1 protein-coding gene is annotated in these 231 nt (G+C 51.5%); it reads left to right on the top strand.

What is annotated here, in order from left to right; genetic code table 11:
- On the top strand, positions 1-149 hold a 149-nt coding region (gene iscX / locus AC0L3S_RS39795), incomplete at its 5' end, for a Fe-S cluster assembly protein IscX (RefSeq protein ID WP_473285462.1).
- Between the last annotated feature and the right edge of the window lie 82 nt (positions 150-231).

The raw sequence follows: 231 nt of genomic DNA, 5'->3' as shown, positions 1-231 counted from the left end.
CGTATCCCGATCTTGATCCGAAAACGGTTCGATTCACCGATATGCATCAGTGGATTTGCGATCTGGAAGATTTCGACGACGACCCGCAGGCATCCAACGAGAAAATCCTCGAAGCGATTTTGTTAGTCTGGCTGGACGAGGCCGAATAATTTCCGCGTCATGCTTCACGCCGCAGATGCGTTGGCTGCGCTCGTTTACCCCAGGAGCATAGATAACTATGTGACTGGGGTA

The organism is Bradyrhizobium sp. Ken01, from assembly GCF_055807355.1.
This window is presented reverse-complemented; position numbering and strand designations above follow the sequence as displayed.